Origin of the sequence: Nostoc sp. T09 (genome assembly GCF_002154695.1) — a bacterium.
Taxonomy (GTDB): domain Bacteria; phylum Cyanobacteriota; class Cyanobacteriia; order Cyanobacteriales; family Nostocaceae; genus Aulosira.
This window is the reverse complement of record NZ_MTAV01000024.1, coordinates 1-19,602: the sequence shown is the minus strand read 5'-3', so window position 1 is coordinate 19,602 and position 19,602 is coordinate 1. Positions and strand designations below refer to the sequence as shown.

The following is a 19,602-nucleotide window of genomic DNA, read 5'->3' as shown; positions in this document are numbered from 1 at the left end:
CTTGCAGCGTTTTTTATAATGTCCAATTTTCTGTAGTCAAGTTCGGAACTCTGTTAAAGTCAACCATGTTACGAGTCAACAGCACTAAGCCTCGCGAAAGAGCGATCGCAGCAATCCTTAAATCCATTGTCGCTATGCGAACTCTTTGCGCTCGTAACCCCTCAAAAATTGCTGCTGCTCCAGCATCGAATGGTAAAACTGGCGCAGCCGAGAAACCCTGAATAATTTCTTGCAGCAGAGTATATCCACGAACTGCATCAGCAGGTGTTTGGGAGCGAGTGATAAAGGTATGAGCGCCAATTACTTGCTCATGAAAACTGATAATAGAAAAGGCAAAATCCGTAGGTGGGTACTGAGCAATCCTAGCGGCTAATGTTGCATACTCCGCTCCTGAGCGCCGTTGCAAAAAACTGATGTGGTCAGTGTCAAGCAGATATCTCACAGTTGTTCATCAACTTCATCTGTATCTATGTCAGCGTGACGTAATAACTGTCCATACTCTAAAGCTTCCAGAAATGCTGGTTCATCAGAGATTGAGCCAATTACCTTCTCCAGCCAATTACTAGCGGTAGGAACATCAACTATTCGACGTTTGAGATCCGCAACCGTCTGCTCAAGAGTTGCTAAACGCTGTTCAATAGTCACTTCATTTAACATAATTTGCCCCCAGGCTTGACTTGTAATCGCAGTTAGCTAATTTATCTGATCTCAAACAACTTTTACCAAAGCTTATAATCTACTCTTGCTGGGTATGACAATCATCGCAAAATAAGGCACCTCTGCCGGATCAACTTCATCTAAAGGTACAATTCTTTGCTGCGCCATTGTTGCTCGTTCAATATAAAGTGCCCGCGATGCTAACCCCAGTTGATGCAAAATATCACGCACTTTAGTAAAGTGACGGCCCAATTTCATGATTGCGGCTGCATCGGTGGTTAATAGTTGTGTGATCAATTCTTCTGCTGGTAGAGGTGCAGGCAAAACGGTGAGAATATCGTTGTAGTAGGTGAATGGTACACCCAAGGCTACCGGACAAGCCATCAGCGATGAGACTCCAGGGACAACTTCTGTTTCGTACTCCTCAGATAAGCGCGTAAAAACATACATAAACGAGCCGTAGAAAAACGGATCGCCCTCACAAACCACTACCACATCCCGTCCTGCGGCTAAATGTGCGGCAATCGGTTCAATTTCTTTGTCGTAAATCGACTTTGCTTGTTCTGGCTCCAAAGCACGGGGGAGGTGATACAGTACCTCGATTTGATTACCTGGAAGATATGGTGCGATGATTTTTCTGGCAATACTCTCTTTATCTGTTGCCGATTGATAGGCAACTACAGGCGCAGCTTGCAACAGCCGTAGCGCTTTCAGGGTCAAAAGTTCTGGATCGCCAGGGCCTATACCAATACCATAGAGACGACCTTTAGTTGTCATAATTATTCTTCCTCTGTTGCTAGGGCGTTAACTGCGGCGGCGGCGATCGCACTTCCACCACGCCGACCATGTAATGTTAAAAATGGTACATTACGGCTATCTGCTGCTAGGGCGGCTTTCGACTCTGCCGCACCGACAAACCCAACGGGAAAACCCAAGATAACCGCAGGTTTAGGGCAACCTTCATCCAGCATTTCCAACAACCTAAATAGGGCAGTGGGCGCATTACCAATTGCCACCACTGCTCCTTGAAGATGCATTCGCCATAATTCTAAGGCAGCCGCCGATCTTGTAGTACCCATCTTTTCAGCCAGTTCTGGGACTTCGGGAGCGTTGAGAGTGCAGATAACTTGGTTATTCGCAGGTAATCGCCGCCTTGTAACACCTTCAGCTACCATTCGGCAATCACACAGAATTGGCGCTCCATTTGCCAATGCTGCCCGTCCAGACTGCACCGCTGTTGGTGAATATCCCACATCAGTGACAATGTCCGTCATTCCACAGGCATGAATTAGACGAACTGCCACTTTTGCTACATCTGGCGGCAATATTTCCAGATTCGCTTCCGACCGGATGATTGCGAATGAATTACGGTAGATTTCCTTGGCATCTTGAATATAATCAGGCATTCAATTTAAGATTTTGGATTTAAAATTTTAGATTTATCTAGTAAATAGCTATCGGCGTAAGTTCGTAGTCAGGACTTTAGCCCTTATTGGCACTGATTAAGAACATGGGAGCGATCGCATAATTGTTTTAATTGACTGATTTGATATCGATTAGCAAATTCCCTAAAAGTCTCATCATGGTTCAGGCGTTGGGTTTTATATACTAGCAGCATCCGTTCTATCAACGCAGGCAATTTCGCAACAGTTACAAATTGATATTCGCGGCCAAATTGTAGGTCATTATCGTCAACACCTACATAAACCCGATAACCCTCCACCGTTCCATTCTCCTCCTCAACGCTGACACCGAGTAAGGTGATATCACTTTTGCTATGTTGGGCGCAGGATTTAGCACAGCCGCTAAAGTGGATATTCACAGGGCTGTCTAAGGAAACGCGATTTTTGAGATATTCTGCCAATGCTAAAGCGTCGCCTTTGGTGTCAGTAATAGAAGCAGCACATCCTCTTTTGCCAGAACAGGCAACTAATACACTGTTAATGTTGCTAACTGAACAATCTAATCCCAAGGCAGCCATTTTACTTTGAACATCAGCAACCCATTGTTGCGGAATATCTGTCAGGAGTATATTTTGCCTAGGAGTAAGCCTCAGAGTACCGCTACCATATTTTTCTGCTAACTCAGCTAACCCCAATATCTGCATTGTTTCTATGCGACCTAAGGGCAACACGACGCCAAGATAAAATAAACTCGGCTGACGCTGGGGATGAATGCCAATATGGTGATATTTAGTAGCAGTTCTCTCTACAAATTTCTCTTTTTGCCCAAGAGAAGATAGAGGAAAAGCTAGACGTTGCTGGACTTCTTGAAGATAATTTTCACAGCCCAAACTGTTCACTACCTCTCGCAGACGCAGCTTGTGTTTACTACTAGCATCAATATGAGCTAGGTAGACATCTGCTAAAGCTGCCAAGACTGGTAAGCAATTCTCTAATGGCAATAAAATTCCTGTATCTTTGGCTGGTTTACCCTTTGCGCCGACACTCAAACCAAGACGGAAGTACACATTACCATCAACTAAGACAGCAGCAAAGACGATATCATTGACGCGATCGCTTACTGAAACAATGCCGCCGCCATCAAAGCAGACACTAAACTTAGCAGACAGTGCTGATAGTTGAGAATTGGCTTTGATGTAATTATCCCAGGCTTGTACAAAGGGACGGGTGTCCACTAATTCTTGGGGATCGATACCAGCAGTTGGGCTGGTCATAATATTGCGGATCTGATCTACCGCTGTGTTATTAGAACCTAGCCCTAACTTTTGTAGGCGCTTCAGCACCTCAGCATTGATTCCTTGATGAATCTCCCGAATTTGCAGGTTAGCCCGATTAGTCACATCAACATAGCCACCGCCATATAGGTCAGCTATCTCTGCGATCGCGCGGCACTGCTTGCTATTTAAAATGCCACCTGGTATTCTAATGCGAGATAATATACCATCTTGAGCAGGTGTGGCGTAAAACAAGCCTGGACATTTGGTAAATCCGGACAGCAAAACTCGAACTCCTTCCCCGTGCAACGCAAGGATGTAGATGATATATGTCTTTTCAGGACAGCCTGAGAGTTGGCATTCTGACTTACTTGACAGCTGCGGCACAGTCCCGGAATTTCACCGGAGTTTCCCAACTCTAAGCTTTAGTAATTTAGCATGAGAACCCTGTAAGAATTCTCGATGCTTCATAATTTTCATCACCTGATAACATTTTTTTAATCGAGCTATAGATCTAAAACTTCATTGATAGACTTACATAAATGGCTTTCTATCGTAGGCGTTGGCGAAGATGGGTTACAGGGGTTAAGTGCGATCGCCCGTTTCCTAATAGACCAAGCTGAAGTTATAGTAGGAGGCGATCGCCATTTGGCAATGCTTCCTAGTCACGACCAACGCCAGAAAATCGTCTGGACTTCCCCCATTAGCGCCTCAGTAGCCGAAATTATCAAACGTCGCGGTCAATCTGTATGCGTACTGGCTAGTGGCGATCCCATGTGTTACGGCATTGGTGTAACATTAACCAAGCAAATTCCCCTCTCTCAAATCACGATTATCCCTGCACCTTCAACCTTCAGTCTCGCCTGTGCCAGACTGGGATGGTCATTAACGGAAGTGGAAACCCTTAGCTTGTGCGGTCGTCCAGTTTCCGCGATCCAGTCTTACATCTATCCTGGGGCGCGGCTACTGATTTTGAGTGAAGGCAAAGATACACCCGCGATTGTGGCAGAAATTTTGACAAAACGGGGCTATGGTGGCAGCAAAATGACAGTTTTAGAACGGATGGGTGGAACACAGGAACGCATTGTAGAAGGTATAGCTGCAACTTGGAGTGAAATAGATATTGCTGCTTTAAATGCGATCGCAGTTGATTGTCTTGCCGATGCTGGTGTCGTATCTTTACCCAGAATCGCAGGATTGCCAGATAACGCCTATCACCACGATGGACAGTTAACGAAGCATGAAGTTAGAGCGATTACCCTAGCTACCCTAGCACCCACACCAGGACAACTACTATGGGATGTTGGCGCGGGTTGTGGTTCAATCTCTATAGAATGGATGCGGACTCATCCGAGATGTCGAGCGATCGCTATTGAACAAAACTCATCTAGGCTACGCTACATTGCCGATAATGCTGCTGCTTTAGGTGTACCAAATCTGCAAATTATTGCTGGGAAAGCGCCAAATGCTCTCAAAGATTTACCCCAACCTGACGCTATTTTCATAGGTGGGGGAGTAACAGCCGATGGTTTATTTGATATTTGTTGGTCAGCATTAAAGCCTGGTGGACGTTTAGTAGCAAATGTCGTCACAATTGAGGGCGAGCAAACCTTATTTAAATGGTATGAACAAGTTGGTGGAAATTTCACCCGCATTGCAATCCAACGTGCGGAACCGATTGGTAAATTTTTAGGCTGGCGAGGAATGGCACCTGTTACACAGTGGGTAGTAGTAAAATCTTCAGCCACACATCAATCATTTCTTTTCCAATAAACCTGCCTTGAACATAGGGTAGGAGGCAGAAGAGAAGGAAGGGTTAAGATTTTCATTGTTCCTTGTGAGCGCAGCTCATGGAGTCTCTTGCATCCATTATTTTTTATCGGCGTTTATAGCGTTTTACAACCCAGTGAGGTACAAGAAGAAGTAATTAACCACAGATGACCACGGATAACTTCTTACTTTAGCAGACTGGAAACCGCTATATGATCATTTATCAAAGGACACAAAAACATTCAGCATACGGTGCGCTACACAGATCTGTCTCCACAATGTTTTAACGATTTCTGGCAAGATTAGGACGTCTTGAGGAAATCATATTGAACTAGCTGTCTCCCTAACAGCTTCTCGCAGCCGCTCCACATCGCGCATCGGTGGTGCACCAAAGAGCCGCTTATACTCCCGGTTGAAATGCGAGGCATCATCATACCCCACATGGTAGGCAGCACTGGTAGCATCAAGGTTTTGCCCCAGCATTAGACGGCGAGCCTCCTGGAGCCGCAGTTGTTTCTGGAACTGCAAAGGACTCATTGCTGTGACAGACTTGAAGTGATGGTGAAAGCCCGAGACACTCATTCCAAACTCTCGTGCAATATCTTCAATCCGAAGCGGCTGGTTAAAGTCTTTCCGAAGGCGATCAACGGCTCTGGCGATGTGGTGGGTGTAGCCACCCAGAACAGCAATCTGACGCAGCCTTCCACCTTGCTCTCCCATCAGGAGTCGGTAAATGATTTCCCGCTTAATTAGTGGTGCGAGAACATGAGCTTCAGCAGGGGAATCTAGAAGCCTGACGAGCCGCACCACAGCGTCCAACAGATTTGCATCCAAAGGACTTACGTCAATCGCTTTCACATCAGCACGGCTGCGCGATGAGGGATGCCCTGCCTCAACCATGACTGAACCGACAAGGGTAGGGTCGAGATCGAGGCGAAGGCTAAGGTACGGTTGCTCTTTGGACGCTTCCAGAATTTGGCTAGCAATCGGCAGTTCGACTGTAGCAAGCAGATAATGCATAGGGTCGTACTGATAGCGATCGCTGCCCAGCAGGACTTCTTTGCTGCCTTGAGCGATCACACAAAAGGCAGGTATAGAAACACTATGAACGCATTCCGAAGGCGAGGAGGAGCGGTTGAAGTGCAATCCAGAAAGCGGCTCAATCGTCCCATCATGACGAATAGCCTGGGCAATCCGCTCAGTCAGTTCTTCTCTATTGGCTTGCGCCCTTTCTGCCTCACGCTTTGCCTGCGGGTCGTTCATTAAATCCATATCGGACTTTTCACTCGTTTTGGCAGCGTTCATTTCTAAATTTGCAGGATTGTACAACAATTTTAGACGATTGTTCTATTGCTTGCCCTTCAAGATTCTTACAATGAAGCTAAAGCGATGAAAAATGATTCCAGCTTCTTGTAAACATTCTAGATTTTTATTCAATAGAAAGGACAGCCTGCGTCGGTTACAGACCGATCACATCGACCTCTACCAAATGCACCACATTGATCGACGCACGCCCTGGGAGGAGATTTGGCAGGCAATGGAACTCCTGGTACAGCAAGGCAAGGTGATCTACGTCGGCAGCAGCAACTTCGCTGGCTGGGATATCGCTACCGCACAATGCGCCGCCGAGGGTCGCCACTTCATGGGCTTGGTGTCCGAGCAGAGTCTCTATAACCTAAACGCCCGCACGATTGAACTGGAGGTAATCCCTGCCTGCCGGCACTACGACCTGGGCCTCATTCCCTGGAGTCCTCTCGGTGGTGGGCTGCTGGGCGGGTTGTTGCGTAAGGCCACCGAGGGCCGTCGGGCCGACTCGCGGATGCAGCAGCAGATCGAGCAGCATCTCTCGCAGCTAAAGTCCTATGAAGCGCTATGTCAGGAGCTTGGTGAAGTCCCTGCGGATGTCGCACTGGCCTGGCTGCTGCACAACCCTGCCGTCACGGCTCCGATCGTCGGGCCACGCACCGTGGAGCAACTGACCGAGAGCCTGCGGGCCTTGGAGATATCCCTCTCAGACGAGATGCTCCGACAGCTCGACGAGATTTGGCCCGGACCCGGCGGCGAGGCACCTAAGGCTTACGCCTGGTAGAATGCAGCACCGTTCAAAAGGCAGTTCCGTGTGCTTCCTACTGTTGAACAGTCTGTTGAGAATACGGCAATACCGTGGACTGGATCGAACAGGTCAGTGACATGCAATACCAGACACTACACGTAAACCAATAGGAGCATCCATTTATGTACAACACGAAAGCTTATGCCGCAGCCAGTGCAACATCACCCCTGGCCTCTACCCAAATCAAGCGGCGCGATCTAATTGAACACGACGTTCAGATTGAAATTCTCTTCTGCGGTATCTGTCACTCCGATCTCCATTCAGTGCGGAACGAGTGGGGCGGCACGGTCTACCCGATCGTTCCCGGTCATGAGATCGTGGGCCGTGTCACGGAGGTTGGCTCGGCAGTTACGAAGTACAAACCCGGCGATCTGGCGGCGATCGGCTGTATGGTCGATTCGGATTTGACCTGCCCCCATTGCAAGGCTGGACTTGAGCAGTTTTGCCAAAATACGATCCTCACCTACAACTCCCCAGACAAGCACCTGGGAGGAGTCACTTATGGCGGCTACTCCAATAGCATTGTCGCCGATGAACGTTTCGTTCTGCGCGTCCCAGACAATCTCGACCTGGCTGGAGTTGCACCACTCCTTTGCGCTGGGATTACAACCTATTCACCGCTACGCCATTGGGGTGTTTCCGAGGGCAAAAAGGTTGGCGTGGTTGGTCTTGGTGGGCTGGGACACATGGCGGTGAAATTTGCCCATGCGTTCGGTACTCATGTCGTTGTCTTCACCACCTCGCCAGACAAGACAGAAGACGCGCTTCGCCTCGGTGCTGATGAAGTGGTTGTCTCCCGCAATGCCGACGAAATGCAGAAACACGCGGGCAGCTTCGATTTCATCCTTGACACCGTCTCCGCCAAACACGACATCAACGCCTACCTCAACCTGCTCCGCCTCGACGGCAACATCACTTTGGTCGGCGCACCCGAAAAGCCCCTGGATGTTGCGGCATTCAGCCTCATTATGGCCCGCCGCAGTCTCTCCGGCTCTAGCATTGGCGGCATTGCCGAAACCCAGGAGATGCTTGACTTTTGCGGTGAACACAGCATCACTGCTGATGTCGAAGTTGTCCCCATCCAGAAGGTCAACGAAGCCTACGATCGCCTGCTCAAGTCCGATGTGAAGTACCGCTTCGTGATTGATATGGCATCTCTTAAATCTGAATAACCGAGGTGAAACCTCGAAGGAGAAATCAAAATGCAAACGCGCAAACATTGAAAAATGACATCTCTCATTGTTCAAGATTGAATTTGAGGTTTCGGTAGGGTAGTAGGTGAAGGGTGTCTGCGGAGCGGTTTAGGCTTTATTGTGGTATTCAGACCCTTTGCCAACTTGATAGGAGAACATCAACGTGACTGGCGAACAACATTCTCTGCTGAAAGCATCCGACATTAATGCAATAGATGCGTTTGAGTTTCATCATCCGCTCAATCCCAATTCAGAAATTTATTTACGGTTTCTTGGGCGTGCTGTCGGTCTTAAACGCATTGGTGTGACAATCGCTCGTGTACCGCCGGGCAAGGAATCTTTCATTTACCACGCTCACCAGAATGAAGAAGAATGGGTTTACATCTTGTCAGGTCGAGGGATTGCGGAAATTGGAGATAGGGAATACGAAGTTGAACCAGGAGACTTTATGGGTTTTGGGCTACCTCAACAACCGCATCATCTTCGTAACCCATTCAATGAAGACCTTGTATACCTGATGGGTGGAGAAGCAGGACGCTTAGATGTCGGTGTTTTTCCTCGGCTTGGTAAACGGGTGATTAGGGATAGCGAGTCAGCTTACATCGTCGATGAGGCAGCGCTTCAACTTTTTTGGAGCAGCAAGCAATCTGCTGAAGATTGATGCCTGCTGGAGCGATTAGTGCAAAGCGCAACTCCGAAGGAATCGCGGCATATCGGCTCAAATGCAGCGGACAAACGAGATCTGCTGATGCTGAGTTCGTTTTTGTCTGCTGCCGCTGATTGGAGACGTTTGGAAAAATCTATTCGTGAATAAACAAAACTCTTAATGCAAGGCATTTTCATTCAATATATTTGCCTCATCTTGATCATTCTTGGACTGGTCACGATCGCCAATCAGCTGCGACTGGCTTACCCGATCGTACTCGTATTGGGCGGACTCGCGCTGAGTTTCATCGCTCCGTTTTCAAATATCACCATTAATCCAGAGCTAATTTTCCTGATTTTTCTTCCACCCCTGCTCTATGAAGCGGCATGGCAAGTCTCGTGGAAAGAATTCTGGAAATGGCGAGGGTTAATCATCGGTTTTGCTTTTCCGATTGTCATCTTAACTTCGTGCGCGATCGCGGTTGTCTCCAGTGCGTTGATTCCCGGTTTTACGTTAGCGCTGGGCTTTCTTTTGGGTGGCATTATCTCACCGCCTGATGCCGTTTCCGCAACGACTATCATGCAGCGGGTAAACGTGCCGAAATCCCTGGGCAGAATTATTGAAGGCGAAAGCTTGCTCAACGATGCCTCCTCGCTGATCGTGTTTCGCTTCGCGTTGGCGGCAGTCCTCACCGGACAGTTCCATTTTCAAGAGGCAGCCGTCAACTTCGTTGTCGTTATTCTAATGGGAATCTCGATCGGACTCGTTGTCGGGTTGATTTTCTACGCCATTCATCGTTTATTACCCACAACGCCCAGCATCGAAATCGTTTTATCACTGGTCACGCCCTACTGTATGTATTATTTTGCCGAACACTTTCATGTTTCGGGCGTGCTAGCGGTCGTCAGTGGTGGACTTCTGTTATCCAGCAAGCGCAATAGTTTACTGAGTTACCGGAGCCGGGTTGAAGGTTTAAATGTATGGGCTAATCTGGTCTTTGTCCTGAACGGATTGATTTTTTTGCTCATCGGACTCGAGTTGCCGTTTGTCACTCGGCAACTTGGAAACATTAGTTTAGGCAGTGCCGTTTGGTACGGATTGATCATCGCTTTCGTGCTGATTGTAACCAGGCTGCTTTGCACATTAGGAACTTCTGTTTTGATGAGATTCATGAGCCGTTTTATCACGGTGTCAGACCCGAATCCGGGATGGAGAGGTCCGCTGATTTTCGGTTGGGCAGGAATGCGCGGTGTGGTATCACTGGCATCTGCACTTTCCGTCCCGATACTCACTCAAGCAGGACAGCCGTTTCCCTATCGTGACCTAATTCTCTTTATCACGTTTATCGTCATTCTAATGACCCTGGTTTTTCAAGGATTAACGCTTCCCTGGCTGATCCGCAAAGTAAACCTCAAGGATAGGTTCACCCTTATCCCTGAACAAAAGCAGGAAATCATCATTCAAAAAAAATTAGCGCAGGCTTCGCTTCGCTTTCTGGAAGAAAAATACAGCCCAGAGCGGGCGCGAAACGAACACTTGGATAATTTGTTCTCGAAGCTCGAAATCGATCTGAAATTTTTTGATCGCCAACTCGAAGAATCAAATTTCGTCTGGCAAAACTCATTACAAGGTTATCAATCCATTTACCTGGAAGTGCTGGAGCAACGACGAAATCTATTGAACAAAATGAATCGCCGTGCCGAGTTTGACGAAGAGTTGATCAGGAAGTATCTCTTGTTGACCGACGTGGAAGAATTCAAAGTCCGGGAAATCGGTTTACAGGAATCCGACGCCGAGTAAGGAGAAATGATCAGCAACAACACCAAAGGAAAAGCTGTTATCACGGGCGCGAGCAGCGGGTTAGGCGATTGTTAGGTGAAAAATTGAAGGGACGACTCCTTCAATTAATTCAGCTTTCTGATGTTCGGGCATAGCTTGATAGCGACGCTCAAATTCGTGGCGAGGCGATCTATCACCGCTTTCCAACGCTGGAGTTTCGTTAATGTGTGGTTGCTGTGGTTGCCGTTGCGTCACCATGTAGCAACCCTCTAGATAGTGTGAACACTTTCATTTTATGAATTTGATTCACTATCACATAGTTAGTAAACTAATTGTGCAATTTGTCAAGTAACCAAGCCACAGCATCTTCAACGTTACTTACTTGCTCCCCTGGTGGTGTAGCTGGACGGTTTACCATCACGACTTTGACACCCAGTTCTCGCGCCGCAATAATCTTGGCGTAAGTGGCATCACCACCGCTATTTTTGCTGACAATAGTATCGATTTTGTGGTGAATGAGAATTTCTCGCTCATTATCCAAGGCAAAGGGACCGCGATCGCACAATACCAAACCTGGCGGTAGCAATACATCAGGGTTAGGCGGATCGATCACCCGCATCAAAAACCAAATTCCTTTTAAGTGCGCAAAGGTGTTGAGTTCTTGTCTACCAACAGTTAAAAATACTCGCTGTGCTTGATTTGATAGCGCTGCGGCTGCGGCTGCAATATTATCAACTTCAAGCCAGCGATCGCCACTTACCTTTTTCCAAACAGGGCGGTTTAACATCAGACGGGCTATACCAACTTTCATCGCCGCCGCCGCCGCATTAAAGGAAATTTGGCTAGCAAAGGGATGAGTTGCATCTATTAAAAAGTTGATTTCCATCTCATGCAAATAGCTAGCCAATCCAGCTACACCACCAAATCCCCCAATTCGGACACTACCAGACGGGACTGATGGTTGGTGAGTACGACCGGCTAAAGATGCGATCGCCTCGATTCGCGGGATACTAGCGACTCTAGCCGCTAATTCTACCGCATCTCCGGTTCCACCCAAAATCAAAACCCGCTTCATACCAATTTTGGTTTCAAAGCAGGTAGAGGTGGAATTTTTGCCAAAATACCCTTTTTCAGCGCTTCTGGTCGTTCTGACCAAGGCAGTAAACCATCATCCTTACTGTAGTATTGGCTAGCACATTCCAAAACCGCAGATGCACTTTCATCAACTGCTAAATCGCCAAAAAGATATGTAATTTTGCCCTGCGCTGCAAAAGCCACGACGCAGGAACGGTTACAAGCGCTCATGCATTCTACTTGCTGAATGGGAAATTGATCTCGCAGCTCCCAATCTTGTGCCAGGTCTTGAAGCTGTTTTAGTAGTTTTTCACCGCCACTTTCACCTAAGCGTTTGCCATCTTGCCAAACACTGGCACAGGTTTTGCAAACAAATAGGGTATGGGAGGATACACCCAAGTTACTAGTTTCAGAATTATTAACAGCAGTCATCTGTACCTCGCAGATGTGTAGAACAAAACACTTAACATTTGGTGGGCATCCTGACTCACTCAATTTTGGAATTTGCAAAATTGGTTCACAGTTGCGGGACAGCGCCGGATTTACACCGGACTTTCCCCGTTACCTCTGGTGGCTGCTCCCCACCAGAACCAAATGGCTTGTTAAATCATACACTACTGCTATCAGATGAAAGCGAACTCTGCTTTCCTCCGAGTTTCCTCTGCGGTTAAAAATAAAAAAAATCCCACGCCTTAAAGACTTGGGAATCTAAGTTCCGTACTATTTATATTTACTCTTAAAATCTTAAACCTACGCCACCTTGCAACGAAAAAGCAGTACCACTACCATTACGGTAGGCGTCAAAAGCAATAATAGCGTTGCCAAAAAGAACAGTGTTGCTATTTGGTACAACGTAATCAATTCCTGGTTGCAAGGCAAAGCTAATTTTATTACCCACAGGAGAAGGGTCATCCCCACTAGCCAAGGCTAATCCCGCTCCTAAGTAGGCATCAGTTTGCCAGTTCAAAGGTACATCGTAAGAAACTGTGGGCACAATTGCTGTACCCTGACCTATTAAAGCCTGAGCACGGAAAGAAATTGGTGACTCTAAAAGTTTATAACGAAAAGCAATTACCCCACCGAGTTGAAGACCATCACTCAATCCCACAGATGGACCTATACCAACATAACTACCATATGCTACTTGCGCTTGTGCTGGCTGAATGCTCATAGCAAGATTCAACAGCGAACCAGCCCCTAGAACTGCAATCAAATATCGGAGATGCTTCATTGCCCGTTTCCTCACACCATCTGAAATTGTCAAGGTTCCTTTTAATACCTATGTTATCGCTGTTATTGGTAATAATCAGTGGTTAGTGGTCAGTTGTTGGTGGGCATGGGCATAGGGCATGGAGAATGAAGCATTATTATCCTTGCCCCTGCGAAGTTCTGAGCGTCGGCTTCCGGTGCTCAGACTTCTCTGCTATGGGCAACGAGGATGAATGCCTCCTTGAGTACAAATGTAAGCCAGTTGTTTGGCATCTAAGTGTTTGGCTTGAGAAAAATCAACTCCTTGCACTACAGCAGAAACTGATCCTTTAGATGGCGTTTGGACAAATTGATCTGCTGGATCTTCTTTGGTGGGCGAAAGAATTGCCCCCTGAAAATCAGCTCCTGCGACATTTGCTCCCCGTAAATCTACAAGGCTCAGGTCAGCATTTTGCAAATTGGCATTTTGCATTTGCGCTGAACGCAAAACGGCACCAGTCAGACGAGTAGCAATCAAATTAGCATTGCTGAGATTGGCACGTTCTAAATCGGCTCCAGATAAGTCTGCTCCTTGCCAATCGGTTTTGGTTAAGTTCGCATAGGACAATTGAGCGCCTATGGCAGTTACGCGACCTAAACGCACCCCATATAAATCAGCTTCGTTCAATTTGGCATCGCCTAAATCTGCTCCAGTCAGGCTGGCATTTTCTAGAACTGCGCCACGCAAATCGGCTCCTACTAGCTGGGTGCTGCTGAGGTTAGCACCAATTAACCGTGCATCGGATAAGTTAGCTCTATTAAGAGTGGAACGGCTCAAATCGCTACGGTTCATTACCACGCGGCTGAGATTAGCATCGGTGAAATTGACTTGCTTCATCTGCACCTGGCTCAAATCGGCCATAACATCGTCGTAGGTATCCCAGCGTCCATCTTCACCTACGCTGCGAAAGCGACTACCGCGAAAACTAGCTTGATTAAGATTTGCAGACTTGAATTTAATTCCCGATAAATCAACGTTGTCTAGTACCAAGTTAAACAAAGGATTAGCTTCAGAGCCAGTGAAACCCAATTGGGTACGGCTCAAATCGACGCCACTACTTTGACCACTGTAAACAGCGAGAATTTTGTTAATCGCTTTTTGGTTCAGTTGTAACCGCTTTTGTCGCGTTTCCTGATCTTGGGGTGCATTAGCGTTTCCATCGACCTCACCAGCCAGAAACTGATTCTGATTTTTTAATTCAGGGATAGCTTTCAGCCCGACATGTGCCAAAGCTTGTTGAACTGTATCCACTAGGGTAGGATTGGTTTCTTTAACCAGTAGATCTGTAAGGAATTGAATCGCCTGCGGATCATTAAGAGTACCCATAGCGAGAATTGCACTGCGACGCTCTTCATCTGTAGCAGTCGAGTTGGGGTTGAGCTGCTTTACGAGTTCTAGAAACTGTTGGCTGTTGATTTGTTGAGATTTACGTTGGGTTTCCTGAGTTTGGATGTAGACTTGAGTGCCTACTAAAGTTGCCAACACAGCTACCATGCTCAGGAGGGCAACTCCGCTCAGGGTAAGATTAGGATTGCGCCGGATCAACGCTAATAGGGGATGCAACTGTGTATTTTCAGCTGCACTTGCTACTTCTTGATTTTCTGTCGGCGATTGCTCTACGTCATCGGGCTGAGTTCGCTTGTTGTCATCTACGAGTGAGGCTGGCAAAGGACGAGTGGCATCTACTGTATGAGTACCTGCCAAAATATCATGCAATGCACGCCGCCCCTGCTTTGAAGGTAAGCCAATTCCTTCACCTGCGATCGCCAATAAAGCCAAAACTGCAAAAACTCCTAAGTTAGGAAAGGCTAAACTGTAGCGCCACAGAAGATAAGCGACAGATAGCGGTACAGTCCAACGACCAAGTCCTTCTCGGACTATAACTGCCCCAAAACCTGGTGCTGACCCTTGCTCGTTCACTACTCGAATGCCAAATCGCCGCTTCGGAATTGTGCTACCTGTTTTTGCCAGTAAATATAACTGCCATCCCGATATTGTCACGGGTGCTAACAAGGCGATACTCCACAAAATATTAGTGGGCCAGGCTACGTTACGGATACCATAGCTAACAGGCAATGCTAAAGGTCGGGCGATCGCTCTTTCTGTTACCACTAGTACAGGGTTAACAGGTACACGGTTCAAATCGCTTCTGGAATTGGCATACACGCCTAAGCCGAAGGGAATCAAGCCACTAGTAACCACCAGTGTGATTTCCGCTGCCCAAGCGGCAACACGTCTAGATACTAGTGGTAGTGAGTTAGATTTTTCCGGGTCTTTTGACCGCCTCGATTGATTATTACTGCTCCTGACAATTGGGGTCGCCATCGTAATTAATTCCCTTTGACTTTATTTCTACACCGCTTGCGGCGTGGTTTAAATAGACTATTTTTTATGTTGAAAGCTACTAGACACAAAAAATTTGTATCCAACATACACTAACAGTGCCAACACTGCCAGACTGATGACGGAGGCTACAAGCTTAAGAAATGTTTGCAACATCGCTATACCTAATACCGCCGTCACACCCAAGACTACTAGCTTTTTCGTTCCAGACAAGGTGTTGAACCAGCTTTGTATTCGTGTCAGCTGCGAGTTTAAGCTCCCAAAACTGAATTGAAAGGTTTGTTTTCGTTCTTCTGTTGGGGAAACTTCGGCTGACGAGGAATTAATATCTGCCTCTAGCTTTTGCAGGCGACGTTGCAAGTCTTCTTCTGGTTGAGGATTCATAAATCTTTTTTACCTCAGCTTATAGGCGGTTTTGTATGTGATTTTAGCTAATGTATCTGGTTGCCAAATATTTTTAGACAGTTCACAATATCATTTTGTTTAAAAGTTACAATCATAAATTTCTCAAACACCTTCATGGCAAGGATTTCATGAGCCGTCGTTTCAAATCCGGAAATTCCGAAATAGTACAGGACTGAACAGGAATCAAAATATTAATTAATAAAAGTCATACTAGTTACTTCGGTTTTTGTTTTCTCCGTAAGTGCTCTCTACTTGCAGTTCCATACCATACAGTTATTTGATGCTTTTTTCATCATTCTTTATCTCATATATTTCTTATATATGAATATAAAAATTTATACGTTGTATTTTGGAACACAAACTGATGAACATCGTCTAAAAACTTAGATTAAGTCTAAAAATATCGCTTAATAAACAGTCGGGAGCATTAATCTAATCATATGAAAATACTTAGAATATTTACAGTCGTTCCCGCAGCCTTGGCGATGAGTTTGGCGCTTAACGATGTTAATTTAGCAAAGGACGCTCCAAAAATCGTTAATCGCAACTTCAGCCCTGACCCTTTAGTTTTCAATGGCAGTTCTGGGGGTTCGGTGAAAAGCAATTGCGGTAATATTCCTGCTACACCCAGTCAAGTTATCCAGGTTCCAGAGTCGCTGCCTTACTTGCGCGTCACTGTTGAGAGTAAAGGACAGCCCACCTTGCTGATTGATGGACCTGGAGGAAAGTTCTGTGTTTTAGCAGACAGTTACTCTGGAGGCAAAGCAGAGCTGGCTGGTTACTGGCCAGCAGGAGAATACTCACTTTATGTAGGTGACTCATCTCAAGGGAAGTTTAACTATACCCTCTCAATTTCACAAAAGCCATCTAAATAGTTGCTTTGTTAGCTATTAAGAAACGGGGAACAGTAATTCAGTTCCCCGTTTCCGATTAAATGTAGTACATCAGTTCTTTTTCGCGCTGTTTGCTTCGCCGTTCACAAAGGTCTTGGAGCGTATATTTTTCTAAAACAGAGTTAGCCGCTTGACGTGCTTCGTGCCAAATTTCTTCAATGATTTGAGTTTCTACTGTTTTAGAATTTTTATCAATAGGAGCAACAGCATCTACCCCTTCAATGCAGCTCCAAGCTTCCAGCAAACTAATTTTCCGAGGATCTCGTGCCAGAACATAGCCGCCTTTGGCCCCACGTATGCTCTTAATCAGGCCTCCACGCCTCAAAGTCGCTAGCAATTGCTCTAAATAGCGGTTCGGTATATCTTGCAGTACTGCCATCTGCCGGATTTGTAGAGATTCACCACTAGGGTAACGACTCGCCAACTCTAACAGAGCTAGAAGTGCGTATTCAGATTTGTTAGAGATTTCCACAGGTGTAATATATTAAAGTTAAGAATGTAATGTTACTGTTGACTTTTGCTTCAAGTTTTGAATTAAAAAACTTGATAATTAATCTTTAGTTGAATAGTTGATTTAACTTTAGAGACTCTTAACGATAGAAGCAAATATTTTTATTTTTTAATTCGATAAATAAAAGTTATTAATATAGCGTATTTTCTGCCCAGAGGGCTTGATTCAAGTTTGAGCATTAGTTAGTCTCATTAAAAATGGGAAAATCTCATGAAGTTAGGAATTGTGTACTTCTTAAGATAGGCACTCCTAGAGATACAACAATAGTGACATAACAACTTTGTTTTCGCTGAGTTCTGCGCTAAGAGGGTAAAACAAAAATGGAACTCAAAGCAGTTGCAATGCAAATTCCGGCAGACTGTAACCTCATCTTGGGGCAAACCCACTTTATCAAAACAGTGGAAGACCTATATGAAATTATGGTAAGTATATCTTCACAGGTGAAATTTGGGATTGCGTTCTGTGAAGCCTCAGGACCATGCCTCATCAGAACTACAGGAAACGATCGCTCTCTAGAAGAAGCAGCAATTACGAATGCTATAGCTATTGGTGCAGGTCACAGTTTTATCATTCTACTCAGAGAAGCTTACCCAATCAACTTCCTTAATGCTATCAAGCAGTGTCCAGAAGTCTGCATGATTTATTGTGCAACGGCAAATCCAGTAGAGGTAATTGTAGCTGAAACCAAGCAAGGAAAAGGGATTCTTGGTGTTATTGATGGATTTTCGCCTAAAGGATTAGAAACACCTGAAGATGTAAACACGCGTCAGGTGTTTTTACGCCAGATTGGTTATAAGCTTTAACTTTTAAAGTACCTGCGCAATAAGTCTTTAAATTGTGAATTTAAGTTGAAGCTAAGCTTATTCAAATAAGGACTTACCGCTACGCGTTGATGTTTGTTTGTCCCCAGACTTGGAGTCTGAGGAGCTATTTGCCGAAAGTGGATGCACCCGATTTATTATCGCTAGCGAGCATTTTATTTTAATGCTTAAGAGTTGTTGCTAATCTCTCTTAGTTTTTTAGAATTTTTCAAATCTTGCCATAAAGATTTAATCTGCCTGTAGGCTTCTTCTGGAGAGAGTTTACCGTTAGTTTCTAAACAGGTAATAAATTCAACTCTTTGAGAAAATTCTCTGATATTAATCGAAAATTCTAGATTTTCTGCTTTCATTCGTCCATACTCACGAGCATAAGTATAGAAAAAGCTGTCTTTATCGGTGTTGTTGCACTGTTCCATCACCTGGCTCCTTGCATACTATACAGCTAGGTTGTTTAGCTAATTAAAATAATCTTAAAATTAAGCTATTTACCCAATTTAGAGGATGATTACCATTTTCCCATTTTTTTTCTTTATTACTTAATAATTGCATGGTTATTAGCCTCTTTCCCGTGCGTTAGGGTACATACAATTATGATTAACTCAATAGGATTTTTGCAACCTGATTTTTTATTACCATTCGATAAAATAAATATATTCTATAAACTGATTTTTTATTACCATTCTGAAAAATCACTGTATTAAGTTAACGGCAACCAGCCAAGAAATACTAGGTTGGATTTAAGCTGTATTAAGTTTTGATGATATTTGTAATTAATTACAATGGTTGAATTTTTATATATGTTTCTATCAATTACTCATCATGTTTGTTGGTTTGTAGTTTAATGAAAAATATAAGGAAGATAAATTTTATTCCCTTAAGTTAATTAAACTTGGAGGCAACAACTCATGCGGGAAATGCCCTTGATAAACTTAACTGATGAAGAGCGCAAGAGAAATAAATATCTCGACAAATCTAATCATGCTCCATACTTTAGAATATTCTTGATCGTAATAGGCATGTTTTTGCTCTTGACTATAGGTGCTTCACTGAGCGCTTTTTAAGTCTGGCTTTGCCTTTTCAATGCTTGTAGCTATGCAAATGGCAAGATATCGTTAGTTCAGCATAGCCTCTAAATATAACCACATCCTTTTTTAGATGCATACCAAGAATTTTCAAGGAAGCTATCAAACCCTCTTTTCAGTATTGAGAGAGGGTTTCATGTTGGTGGTAGGCGAAGAATAAATCAGATTAGCGATCGCTCCTAAACCAGTCTCACCCCACTCTCAAGACTGCATTTCTAATTTCTGGATTGATGACTCTATTTAATCAAGGCTAACTTTAATCATTAACCCCGCTAGGAGCCAAGCAAACGCATAAACTCATTAATTACATACAGCGAATTTCAAGTTAGTGAAGTACAGATTCTAAGCCTCAAACCCAAGCATAAAGACTGTTTTACTTCTGAATTCTG

The 19,602-nt window shown here is 45.2% G+C and carries 21 protein-coding genes and 2 riboswitches; of the genes, 7 read left to right on the top strand and 14 right to left on the bottom strand.

Translation table 11 applies throughout. The features are described from left to right. Nucleotides 1–13 precede the first annotated feature (13 nt). From BV372_RS07245 to cobG, 5 genes are all read right to left on the bottom strand, one after another. Entirely contained in the window at nt 14–442 is a 429-nt protein-coding gene (locus BV372_RS07245) for a type II toxin-antitoxin system VapC family toxin (RefSeq protein ID WP_086685334.1), read from the bottom strand. Continuing rightward, nucleotides 439–657, bottom strand: a complete 219-nt coding sequence (locus BV372_RS07240) for a transferase hexapeptide repeat containing protein (protein WP_086685330.1) — start codon at nt 655–657, stop codon at nt 439–441. Before BV372_RS07240 ends, BV372_RS07245 begins: the two co-directional genes overlap by 4 nt. Before the next feature lie 72 nt (nt 658–729). Next, nucleotides 730–1,434, bottom strand: a complete 705-nt coding sequence (locus tag BV372_RS07235) for a precorrin-2 C(20)-methyltransferase (protein ID WP_086685327.1) — start codon at nt 1,432–1,434, stop codon at nt 730–732. Between the two features lie 2 nt (nt 1,435–1,436). Next, a complete protein-coding gene (locus BV372_RS07230; RefSeq protein ID WP_086685323.1) occupies nt 1,437–2,063 on the bottom strand; it encodes a precorrin-8X methylmutase in 627 nt (208 codons plus the stop codon). 83 nt (nt 2,064–2,146) lie between these two features. Beyond that, nucleotides 2,147–3,619, bottom strand: coding sequence for a precorrin-3B synthase (gene cobG / locus BV372_RS07225; RefSeq protein WP_086685395.1), 1,473 nt, complete (start codon nt 3,617–3,619; stop codon nt 2,147–2,149). A 31-nt stretch (nt 3,620–3,650) separates the two neighbouring features. Then, a riboswitch (adenosylcobalamin-variant (AdoCbl-variant) riboswitch) is annotated at nt 3,651–3,757 on the bottom strand. Nucleotides 3,758–3,859: 102 nt separating this feature from the next. Between cobG and cbiE the strand changes: the two genes are divergently transcribed. Beyond that, nucleotides 3,860–5,107, top strand: a complete 1,248-nt coding sequence (cbiE, locus tag BV372_RS07220) for a precorrin-6y C5,15-methyltransferase (decarboxylating) subunit CbiE (protein WP_256973108.1) — start codon at nt 3,860–3,862, stop codon at nt 5,105–5,107. Between the two features lie 318 nt (nt 5,108–5,425). Here the strand turns inward: cbiE and BV372_RS07215 are convergent, their stop codons facing one another. Next, nucleotides 5,426–6,367 (bottom strand): AraC family transcriptional regulator, encoded by a 942-nt coding sequence (locus tag BV372_RS07215; RefSeq protein WP_256973111.1) that lies wholly within the window; start codon nt 6,365–6,367, stop codon nt 5,426–5,428. Nucleotides 6,368–6,500: 133 nt separating this feature from the next. On the opposite strand from BV372_RS07215, the gene BV372_RS07210 reads away from it, so the two are divergent. The 4 genes from BV372_RS07210 to BV372_RS07195 all read left to right on the top strand — a co-directional run bounded on the left by BV372_RS07210 (nt 6,501) and on the right by BV372_RS07195 (nt 10,856). Beyond that, nucleotides 6,501–7,193, top strand: coding sequence for an aldo/keto reductase (locus BV372_RS07210; protein WP_218776690.1), 693 nt, complete (start codon nt 6,501–6,503; stop codon nt 7,191–7,193). Between the two features lie 146 nt (nt 7,194–7,339). Next, complete coding sequence (locus BV372_RS07205) at nt 7,340–8,389, top strand: NAD(P)-dependent alcohol dehydrogenase (protein ID WP_086685316.1); 1,050 nt, start codon at nt 7,340–7,342, stop codon at nt 8,387–8,389. A 184-nt stretch (nt 8,390–8,573) separates the two neighbouring features. Then, on the top strand, nt 8,574–9,071 hold the full coding sequence (locus BV372_RS07200; RefSeq protein ID WP_086685313.1) for a cupin domain-containing protein: 498 nt from the start codon (nt 8,574–8,576) through the stop codon (nt 9,069–9,071). Nucleotides 9,072–9,236: 165 nt separating this feature from the next. Further along, nucleotides 9,237–10,856, top strand: a complete 1,620-nt coding sequence (locus tag BV372_RS07195; RefSeq protein ID WP_086685309.1) for a Na+/H+ antiporter — start codon at nt 9,237–9,239, stop codon at nt 10,854–10,856. Nucleotides 10,857–10,916: 60 nt separating this feature from the next. On the opposite strand, the gene BV372_RS35065 is transcribed toward BV372_RS07195, so the two are convergent. From BV372_RS35065 to BV372_RS07170, 6 genes are all read right to left on the bottom strand, one after another. Then, nucleotides 10,917–11,093: a hypothetical protein gene (locus BV372_RS35065; RefSeq protein WP_218776691.1), complete on the bottom strand. Its 177-nt coding sequence runs from the start codon at nt 11,091–11,093 to the stop codon at nt 10,917–10,919. A 70-nt stretch (nt 11,094–11,163) separates the two neighbouring features. After that, nucleotides 11,164–11,910 carry a cobalt-precorrin-6A reductase gene (locus tag BV372_RS07190; RefSeq protein ID WP_086685307.1) on the bottom strand — a complete coding sequence of 249 codons (747 nt, stop codon included), beginning with the start codon at nt 11,908–11,910 and terminating at the stop codon, nt 11,164–11,166. Then, nucleotides 11,907–12,341 carry a DUF1636 family protein gene (locus tag BV372_RS07185; RefSeq protein ID WP_086685304.1) on the bottom strand — a complete coding sequence of 145 codons (435 nt, stop codon included), beginning with the start codon at nt 12,339–12,341 and terminating at the stop codon, nt 11,907–11,909. The genes BV372_RS07190 and BV372_RS07185 overlap by 4 nt, the downstream gene beginning before the upstream one ends. 22 nt (nt 12,342–12,363) lie before the next feature. After that, nucleotides 12,364–12,519: riboswitch (cobalamin riboswitch) on the bottom strand. A 126-nt stretch (nt 12,520–12,645) separates the two neighbouring features. Continuing rightward, nucleotides 12,646–13,140 carry a hypothetical protein gene (locus BV372_RS07180; RefSeq protein ID WP_086685301.1) on the bottom strand — a complete coding sequence of 165 codons (495 nt, stop codon included), beginning with the start codon at nt 13,138–13,140 and terminating at the stop codon, nt 12,646–12,648. A 192-nt stretch (nt 13,141–13,332) separates the two neighbouring features. After that, complete coding sequence (locus BV372_RS07175) at nt 13,333–15,483, bottom strand: pentapeptide repeat-containing protein (protein ID WP_086685298.1); 2,151 nt, start codon at nt 15,481–15,483, stop codon at nt 13,333–13,335. Nucleotides 15,484–15,540: 57 nt separating this feature from the next. Beyond that, entirely contained in the window at nt 15,541–15,885 is a 345-nt protein-coding gene (locus BV372_RS07170; RefSeq protein ID WP_086685295.1) for a hypothetical protein, read from the bottom strand. Between the two features lie 461 nt (nt 15,886–16,346). Between BV372_RS07170 and BV372_RS07165 the strand changes: the two genes are divergently transcribed. After that, nucleotides 16,347–16,781 carry a hypothetical protein gene (locus BV372_RS07165; RefSeq protein ID WP_086685292.1) on the top strand — a complete coding sequence of 145 codons (435 nt, stop codon included), beginning with the start codon at nt 16,347–16,349 and terminating at the stop codon, nt 16,779–16,781. Nucleotides 16,782–16,836: 55 nt separating this feature from the next. On the opposite strand, the gene BV372_RS07160 is transcribed toward BV372_RS07165, so the two are convergent. After that, on the bottom strand, nt 16,837–17,271 hold the full coding sequence (locus BV372_RS07160; RefSeq protein WP_086685289.1) for an Rrf2 family transcriptional regulator: 435 nt from the start codon (nt 17,269–17,271) through the stop codon (nt 16,837–16,839). A 359-nt stretch (nt 17,272–17,630) separates the two neighbouring features. On the opposite strand from BV372_RS07160, the gene BV372_RS07155 reads away from it, so the two are divergent. Continuing rightward, nucleotides 17,631–18,113, top strand: coding sequence for an adenosine-specific kinase (locus tag BV372_RS07155; protein ID WP_086685286.1), 483 nt, complete (start codon nt 17,631–17,633; stop codon nt 18,111–18,113). 185 nt (nt 18,114–18,298) lie between these two features. Here the strand turns inward: BV372_RS07155 and BV372_RS07150 are convergent, their stop codons facing one another. Beyond that, a complete protein-coding gene (locus tag BV372_RS07150) occupies nt 18,299–18,547 on the bottom strand; it encodes a hypothetical protein (RefSeq protein ID WP_086685283.1) in 249 nt (82 codons plus the stop codon). Between the last annotated feature and the right edge of the window lie 1,055 nt (nt 18,548–19,602).

Coding starts and splice junctions, on each gene's coding strand:
- BV372_RS07240 (WP_086685330.1), bottom strand. CDS start 657: ATGTTAAATGAAGTGACTATTGAACAGCGTTTAGCAACTCTTGAGCAG.
- BV372_RS07235 (WP_086685327.1), bottom strand. CDS start 1,434: ATGACAACTAAAGGTCGTCTCTATGGTATTGGTATAGGCCCTGGCGAT.
- BV372_RS07230 (WP_086685323.1), bottom strand. CDS start 2,063: ATGCCTGATTATATTCAAGATGCCAAGGAAATCTACCGTAATTCATTC.
- BV372_RS07215 (WP_256973111.1), bottom strand. CDS start 6,367: ATGAACGACCCGCAGGCAAAGCGTGAGGCAGAAAGGGCGCAAGCCAAT.
- BV372_RS07210 (WP_218776690.1), top strand. CDS start 6,501: ATGATTCCAGCTTCTTGTAAACATTCTAGATTTTTATTCAATAGAAAG.
- BV372_RS07205 (WP_086685316.1), top strand. CDS start 7,340: ATGTACAACACGAAAGCTTATGCCGCAGCCAGTGCAACATCACCCCTG.
- BV372_RS07195 (WP_086685309.1), top strand. CDS start 9,237: ATGCAAGGCATTTTCATTCAATATATTTGCCTCATCTTGATCATTCTT.
- BV372_RS35065 (WP_218776691.1), bottom strand. CDS start 11,093: ATGGTGACGCAACGGCAACCACAGCAACCACACATTAACGAAACTCCA.
- BV372_RS07190 (WP_086685307.1), bottom strand. CDS start 11,910: ATGAAGCGGGTTTTGATTTTGGGTGGAACCGGAGATGCGGTAGAATTA.
- BV372_RS07185 (WP_086685304.1), bottom strand. CDS start 12,341: ATGACTGCTGTTAATAATTCTGAAACTAGTAACTTGGGTGTATCCTCC.
- BV372_RS07180 (WP_086685301.1), bottom strand. CDS start 13,140: ATGAAGCATCTCCGATATTTGATTGCAGTTCTAGGGGCTGGTTCGCTG.
- BV372_RS07175 (WP_086685298.1), bottom strand. CDS start 15,483: ATGGCGACCCCAATTGTCAGGAGCAGTAATAATCAATCGAGGCGGTCA.
- BV372_RS07170 (WP_086685295.1), bottom strand. CDS start 15,885: ATGAATCCTCAACCAGAAGAAGACTTGCAACGTCGCCTGCAAAAGCTA.
- BV372_RS07165 (WP_086685292.1), top strand. CDS start 16,347: ATGAAAATACTTAGAATATTTACAGTCGTTCCCGCAGCCTTGGCGATG.
- BV372_RS07155 (WP_086685286.1), top strand. CDS start 17,631: ATGGAACTCAAAGCAGTTGCAATGCAAATTCCGGCAGACTGTAACCTC.
- BV372_RS07150 (WP_086685283.1), bottom strand. CDS start 18,547: ATGGAACAGTGCAACAACACCGATAAAGACAGCTTTTTCTATACTTAT.